This window comes from Streptomyces sp. ActVer (assembly GCF_027270795.1).
In the GTDB taxonomy this organism is placed as follows: Bacteria; Actinomycetota; Actinomycetes; order Streptomycetales; family Streptomycetaceae; genus Streptomyces; species Streptomyces umbrinus_A.
Genome location: NZ_JAPWHT010000526.1, coordinates 1 through 6,768, shown reverse-complemented (window position 1 = coordinate 6,768; position 6,768 = coordinate 1). Strand labels below are relative to the sequence as shown.

Genomic DNA, 6,768 nt, shown 5'->3' with positions numbered 1-6,768 from the left:
CTGTACTCGCTGCCCTGGCTCGCCCTCGCCGGAGCGTGGGCCGTCGGCCGGCACCGCCAGACCGCACCCTCGTGGGCACTGCCCGTCGGCGGCGACGAGCGGGACATCGTGCCCGACGAGGGCGCCATCCTCCGGGCGCTCGGCAACCTCGGCATCGCCCCGCTGAACAAGGCCATCAAGGACGGCTGGCAGCCCCGTTGGGAGCAGCCCACCACCCGCTCCGGGAACGGCTGGCACACACAGCTGCAGCTCCCCATGGGCGTCACCGTGGAAATGATCTGCGGGCGGAAGAACGTCCTCGCGCACAACCTCCTGCGGAAGCCGGTCGAGGTGTGGCCGACCGAGCCCCCGAAGCAGCCCGGCGTACTCGATCTGTGGGTCGCCGACCAGGGCTCACTGTCCGGGGCGGTGCCGCCGTGGCCGCTCCTCACGGAGGGCGTGACCGACTACTTCAAGGGCGTGCCGGTCGCCGTCTCGCAGCGCGGTGACGCCATCATCGGGAAGCTGATGGCCGCGAACTACATGGTCGGCGGGATCATGGGTTCGGGTAAGTCGTCGCTGGTCATCGCCCTGTTGCTCGGCGCGATCCTCGATCCGCTGGTCATCGTCGAGGCGTACGTCATGGCGTACAACACGGACTACGACCCGCTGAAGCCTCGCCTGCGGACGCTGGTCAAGGGCGACGACGACGAGGACATCAAGGCCGCGCTCGTCGCCCTGCGGAACCTGCGCGACGAGGTCACCACCCGGGGCAAGCTCCTGGAGGAACTCGGCGAGGGCGCCACGAAGGTGACGCGCGAACTGGCGCTCAAGGACCCGCGGATGCGGCCGAAGGTCGTCGTGTTCGACGAGTGCCACGAACTGTTCATGCACAAGGACTACGGCAAAGAGGCCGCTGAGCTGGCCATCAAGGTGATGAAGAAGGCCCGGAAGGTGGCCATCACCCTCGTGTGGGTCACGGTCTCCCCGACCGCCGATTCGCTGCCGCGGGACGTCACCCGCAACACCTCCCACCGGGTCGCGTTCGCCGTCGGCGACCACGTGGCGAACGATGGCCTGCTCGGCTCCGGCAAGCACAAGGCCGGCATCACCGCGACCACCCTGATCCCCGGCGAGGACGTCGGGACCGCGGTGACCGTGGGGTTCAGCAACAAGCCGTTCGAGGTGGTGCGCGCTCACTACGTGGCCCGCGACCCCGACAAGGGCATCGACGAGGTGACGCCGATCGTCGTACGGGCGATGGGTCTGTACGAGGGTGGCGTGCCGGTCGACGACGAGCCGATGTTCCAGCCGGCCGACCCGCTCGCCGACACCGCGGCCGTCCTCGCGGATGAGACGCGCATCCTCGCGCAAGAGGTGCTGCACCGCCTCGCCGCCCGGAACCCGGAGGCATACGGCAGTTGGGGGCCGACCGACCTGAAGCGTGCGCTGGAGCCGTACGGGGCCGAGCAGTACAAGTCGAACGGGGTCATGGTCGTGGCCCGTGAGCGCGTCCAGGACGCCATCCTGGAGCGGTTCGCCGAGGACGTCGCGGATGTCGACGACGAGGAGGGACCCGTCTAGATCTTGGGGAGTTCTCCCTGAAGCCTCCCTGTACCGCCTCCCCTGGGATGACCTGCGCATATGCCAGTTCAGGGAGGGCAGGGAGGCGGATCTCCACACCTGTGGAAACCGGGAAACGGGAGGGTCTGCCTCCCCCGACCGGCCTCCCTCCCCGTACGACAACGGCCCCCGCCTCAGCCGAGGACGGGGGCCTTTCGCGTTGGCTCAGCGCACCCGCACCGCGTGCCATACGAGTGCCATCACCCACACAAACCAGCAGGTCACAGCCAACACACCGCACCCTCTATGCGGTTAGGGGTACGCGAACGGCCCCCGGTCACCTCGGCCGAGGGCCGTCTGCATGTCCGGGGTCAGTCGTCGAGATCGATGGTGAAGTCCACGATCGTGGTGTCGCCGCGTCGCACGATCGGGTGGGCCACCTCGACGATCCGGCCGGTGTCGGCGATGTGCCTGCGCGTGTACCGCAGGACCGGAACGCCGGTGCCGATGCGGAGCGTTGCAGTCTCCAGCTCGGTCGGCATGCCCGTGCTGAACGACTCCGTGATCCGCTTCACCGTGATGCCGAGGCTCAGCATCTGCGCCCGAGTGCCGCCCGGCCACGGCTCGTTGATCGGGTCGGCGACCGGTGTCCCGGCGACGTCGGACCAGCGCACGTAGGACGTCGACATCTGGGTCGGCTGGTCGTTGTCGTGGAACACGAAGTGCCGGGCGAGGAGCCGCTCGCCGACCTCGCACTCGAAGAGCGCGGCCAGCTCAGGGTCGGCCTGGACTTTCTCGAAGCGCTTGTCGAGCCGGTACTCGGACCAGCCGATGCCCTGATCCCGCGTGTACGGGGTGGTCTTGGCGCCGGGCGTGGACCGGTAGCGGTCGGCAGCCATGCGATGGACCGGAGGGCGCGGCCGCACTCGGGTGCCTGCGCGGGCCCGGGACTCGATGAGGCCCTCGTTGCGCAGTAGGTCGAGGGCGTTGCGGATGGTGGTCTGGGAGACGTCGCCGTACTCGCGGCAGAGCGCGGGGAGCGTAGGGATCTGGTCGCCTGGTCCGTACTCGCCGGTAGAGATGCGGCGTCGCAGGTCGGCAGCAATCCGCAGGTACTCAGGCTGTGCCACCGAGACACCCCCACTTCGAATGATCGAGTCAATCTGAGTACACATACTCTCCCGTCCCACTTGACCAGCGCCAATCGCCCCGACAATCTGAGTACAGATAAGCAGTACCTGTACTCAGATAACTACCGTTGCCGGGGGACAGCCATGCCCGAGTCGGGTCATACGTGGCAAAAGGCTTTCAAGGCCGAGCCCATCGAGGCGTGCCACGTCCGCCTCTGGACGGCCGGCCGCGTGAAGCACCCCGACGCCCCGCTCATCGCGAACGAGCTGTACGTCGCCGTCCTCCAGTCCGGCGCCCCCGTCGTCGAGATGGGGATCTGGACCGCGGGCAACCGCATCCGCATCACGGCAGACGGCCCCGACCCGCTGCCCCTGCGCAACAGCCACGGGCCCGGCTGGCAAATCGTCTGCGGCCTGGCCGACATCACGGGACTCGCCACCGACGAGTGCGGCGTGTGGGCCCAGTTAGGGACGAAGCGGTGAGGCCCGAGCTGCCTCCCGCCGAAGGGACACCTATGACCCCACGGACACTGACCCCGGCCGAGGAGGCGTTCGTCGCCCTCTCCGTCCACTGCATCGAGTGCCCCGGCTGCAAGGTCGACCTGGACCGGACAGACGAGCAGCCCGAGTGCCCGATAGCGGAAGCGCTGTACCGGGCCTGGTTCGACATCTGGCGCAAGGAGGTCCGACGGTGAAGATCTGCGGACGCTGCGACCAGTCGATCCAGGGCCGCCAGAAGTACACGACGCACGACATCCCGTCGCCCTCCGGCCCGGGCGCGACGGTCTACCTGCATGTCGCGCCGTGCAAGCGGGTGCCGACCCAGACCACGCAGGACTCCCTGTATCACTGAGACTCCCGTCCGTCCTCTCTGCACCCCAGGCTCCTTGGGAGGGCGGGCGGGACCAACCCTGACGCCGCGGCTACGCGTCTCGCCGCCGGCGTCACCCGGTGCCCGGTCTCGGCCCGGGCACGGCCGCCCCGCCCCTCCCCGGTACGAACAGGGGGCGGGGCGGCCCCACATACGGGGAGGCCACGGTCGAGCCTTCACGCGGTCTCACCCGTCCAGATGACGGAGCCGTGGCCTCCCCCGATACTGCTGCCCATGACGTCCTCGCCGCAGCCTCCGGTACTCCGTGACCGCGTCCTCGCCGCCCTCCGCCAACAACCCCGTGCGACCGTCCAGCAGCTCGCCGACCAGACCACCGCAGGCGAGTCAGCCATCCGCCAGACCCGCCGCGCCCTCGTCCAACTGGAACGCCAAGGGCTCGCCGTACGACGGCCCGGCCGACGTCCCCAGGGCGGCCGAGCCCCGGACCTCTGGCAGCCGACTGCCCTCACGCAGCCTTAGGCATGCGGCGCGTGCGAGCGAGCCGATCGAGAGACTTGGTCAGCCAGGTGTCGAGCTCCAGCCGGGAGCCGATCACCCCATCGTTCGTGAATTGGTAGTAGTGATGGTGGTGAACCTCGGTCACAGCACCCTTCCCTCCCGACCGGGTACTCCCGACCTGAGGGATGTTCACGGCCGGCGCACCCATCCGTCCCGGAGCAGCGGAGACGACAGCGTCGGACACGCGGCCCATCGCCTGCCTCACCCTCGGGACTTCCTTGAGCAGACCACCGCGCAGACCATCCATGCTGAGGCGACCGACCACGGCCATCACGATGCTCGGACTCTTGATCCCGAGCGCCTTACGAATGGCTTTCTGCATGCCCTTCGCGATGGACAGCATCAGGTTTTCGATCTGCTTCTGCTGCGCCTTCAACCCCGTGAGGAAGCCAGCTCCCGCCTTCTTCCCCGAGTCGTACAGCATGTCGGCGCCCAGGTTCCCGAGGCGCTTCGACTGCGTGCCCAGGTCCGTCTGCAGCTTGTTGTACCGCTTGATCGTCGCGGCATCGGAGCCTGCGAGGGACTTCGCGAAGGCGCCCCCTTCGGCCGGCCCCATCTCCAGGATCTGCCGCAGCAGGCCCTTGTTGACGCCCTTCTTCTGGAGCCGCTGGACGTTCGCGGTGAACGCCTTGATCGAGGCGAGGGATGCCTTCATGCGCTTCTCGACAAAGCTCGGGGCGAAGTAGTCGTCCTGAACGATGGAGCTGAGGCTCCCCGTGGCGCGCGCCTTGCCCGCGGTATCCGAGGCGAACGCCTTCGCATCGGTGATCTTCTTGGTGACGGCGTCACGCTTCTTCGCCTCGGACAGAAGCCGGTCGGTGTTCCGCCCGATCATCTTGATGAGAGTCGTCTCGCGGCGCCCGGAGAACGCCGCCCGGACATCGGCGGCGAGATCCTTCGACACCGCCTTGATCTTGTCGCGGGAGTCCGTGAGTCCCTTGATGAACCCAGCCCCCACATCCTTCGCGAGCGCCTTCATCGCCTTCGACGGGGAGGCGATCTGCAGCTCGTCACGCACCCCCGTGGTCACCGCCGCAGCAAGAGCGCGCGCGGCCTCCTCCACGGCCCGCGTAGACCCGCTCAGGCCCGCGACGAGACCATCCCCGACCGCCGCCCCCGCACCCGCCATACCGCCGCCGGCCATGCCCATGCGGCCGTCGTTGATCGCCTTCAACAGGGGCAAGTGCTGCCGTGTCTGCTTCGCGTTGACGACGAACTCGTTCTTCGACAGCCACGGAGCGGGCACCGAGTCGGACGTCTCCGTGCCGGGCCCGTCGACGAGGCCGCCGGCCGCGTAGCCCTTGCCGCGATGCTTGAAGCCGCTCCCGTGAACAGGCCACCGGTCGCGCCCACGATGTCGTGCTGGGAGCGGCCAGTGAGATAATTCGTCTGATATTCCCGGATCGTACGAATGGTGTGTTTGGTAAACGTCTGCGCAGTCTTCCCATCCAGCCGGTTCAACGCCGTCGACACCGCGCCGATCGAACCGATGGCCTGCCCGTTGGCCGTGGTCACCTTCGTCCGGCCGTCCGGCAACTGCTCCGTCTTGTAACCCACCGCCTCCAACGCGGCGATAGCCGAAGCGTTGAGCGCCGACACCTTCACGCTCTTCGCGTCCGGAGTCGCCTTGATCGCCGCACGCACCTGCTCCAGCCCCGTGATCGCCGCAGCCCGCTCGACCTTGACCAGGGTGGCGATGCTCTTCGGCGTACCGAGCAGCACGTTGATGTACTCGCTGGCCTTCTTCTTGTTCCCGTCGAACGCCTCGACGGCCAGGCGCATCATCTCGCCGCGCAGCTTCTCCGACTTGCCCGTCATCGAGGCCAGCGACTCACCCGCCGCGACCCCGTTGGCGATCAGCTCATCGCGGGCCTTCGCCGCCGCCGACATGGCCCGACCGTTCTCCTGGCCGGCCTTCGTGTCCGCGTCGAGGTTCGCCCCGTTCTTCTTGAACGACTCCGACAGACTGTCCAGCGACGCCTCGAAGTTGATCGACGAGTCGTACGCGCTGCGGTTCACATCGTTCAGCGCCAGCAGCGCCTCACGCAGCCCGTCCGCCTCGACCCTCTGCGCGGACAATGTCGCGGACGTCTGCTGCGCCTGCGCCCCGAACGTGCCCATCGCCCGCGCGGCGATCTCCAGCTCCTGCTTGTGCGCGTCGAGGCCGTCGTTGTACTCGTCCATCGCCGCCCGGAACTTGGCCTGATCCTTGCCGCTCTTGGAGTACGCCTCGGCGAAGTAGTCCAGGGCCGCGGCAGCCTCGCGGACTTTGCCGCCCTTCACCAGGCTGGTCAGGCTGTCGTCGATCGCGTCGAGGTTCTGCTGCGCCTCCTTGCTGGCCGTCGAGTCGACCTGCCCCAGCGTGAAGATTTTGACGAAGCCGTTCTGGATCTGGTCGACGAAGCTCGGATCGGTGATGTTGCGGACCTTGTCGTACAGGTTCTCCAGGTCCCCGCCGAACACCTTCGCCGCCTCGCCGCCCACCTTGCCCGACGAACCGAGCCTGGCCAGCGACGTCGTGAGCCGGTCCACGTTCGGGGCCGCGGACTTGCCGATGTTCCCCAGCTGGCTCAGCCCGACCAGCAGCAGCCCGATACCGGTACCGGCCAGCGCAATCTTCGCCGTCCTCGACAGCGCACCGATCGCCGCCGTCACCCGGGCGACCCGGCCCGTCGCCCCGCCGGCCGCCGTCGACATGGCCGTGAT

The 6,768-nt window shown here is 68.2% G+C and carries 7 protein-coding genes and 1 pseudogene; 5 read left to right on the top strand and 3 right to left on the bottom strand.

What is annotated here, in order from left to right; genetic code table 11:
* Nucleotides 1–1,563, top strand: a 1,563-nt coding sequence (locus O3Q52_RS46335) for a cell division protein FtsK (RefSeq protein WP_269654492.1), incomplete at its 5' end; no start/stop codon positions are given.
* A gap of 350 nt (nucleotides 1,564–1,913) precedes the next feature.
* On the opposite strand, the gene O3Q52_RS46330 is transcribed toward O3Q52_RS46335, so the two are convergent.
* Nucleotides 1,914–2,672: a GntR family transcriptional regulator gene (locus tag O3Q52_RS46330; protein WP_269654491.1), complete on the bottom strand. Its 759-nt coding sequence runs from the start codon at nucleotides 2,670–2,672 to the stop codon at nucleotides 1,914–1,916.
* 231 nt (nucleotides 2,673–2,903) lie between these two features.
* On the opposite strand from O3Q52_RS46330, the gene O3Q52_RS46325 reads away from it, so the two are divergent.
* The 4 genes from O3Q52_RS46325 (at nucleotide 2,904) to O3Q52_RS46310 (ending at nucleotide 4,023) form a co-directional block, all read left to right on the top strand.
* Complete coding sequence (locus tag O3Q52_RS46325; protein ID WP_269654490.1) at nucleotides 2,904–3,155, top strand: hypothetical protein; 252 nt, start codon at nucleotides 2,904–2,906, stop codon at nucleotides 3,153–3,155.
* Nucleotides 3,156–3,187: 32 nt separating this feature from the next.
* Entirely contained in the window at nucleotides 3,188–3,367 is a 180-nt protein-coding gene (locus O3Q52_RS46320; RefSeq protein ID WP_269654489.1) for a hypothetical protein, read from the top strand.
* Complete coding sequence (locus O3Q52_RS46315; protein WP_269654488.1) at nucleotides 3,364–3,525, top strand: hypothetical protein; 162 nt, start codon at nucleotides 3,364–3,366, stop codon at nucleotides 3,523–3,525. Before O3Q52_RS46320 ends, O3Q52_RS46315 begins: the two co-directional genes overlap by 4 nt.
* Before the next feature lie 252 nt (nucleotides 3,526–3,777).
* Complete coding sequence (locus O3Q52_RS46310) at nucleotides 3,778–4,023, top strand: hypothetical protein (protein ID WP_269654487.1); 246 nt, start codon at nucleotides 3,778–3,780, stop codon at nucleotides 4,021–4,023.
* Here the strand turns inward: O3Q52_RS46310 and O3Q52_RS46305 are convergent.
* Nucleotides 4,010–5,236 carry a hypothetical protein gene (locus O3Q52_RS46305; RefSeq protein ID WP_269654486.1) on the bottom strand — a complete coding sequence of 409 codons (1,227 nt, stop codon included), beginning with the start codon at nucleotides 5,234–5,236 and terminating at the stop codon, nucleotides 4,010–4,012. The genes O3Q52_RS46310 and O3Q52_RS46305 overlap by 14 nt on opposite strands.
* Nucleotides 5,233–6,768, bottom strand: a pseudogene (locus O3Q52_RS46300) (hypothetical protein); the annotation flags it as partial. The pseudogene O3Q52_RS46300 and the gene O3Q52_RS46305, both read right to left, overlap by 4 nt.

Excerpts from the sequence above, each read along its gene's own strand:
- O3Q52_RS46320 (WP_269654489.1), top strand. The coding sequence starts at position 3,188 with ATGACCCCACGGACACTGACCCCGGCCGAGGAGGCGTTCGTCGCCCTC.
- O3Q52_RS46310 (WP_269654487.1), top strand. The coding sequence starts at position 3,778 with ATGACGTCCTCGCCGCAGCCTCCGGTACTCCGTGACCGCGTCCTCGCC.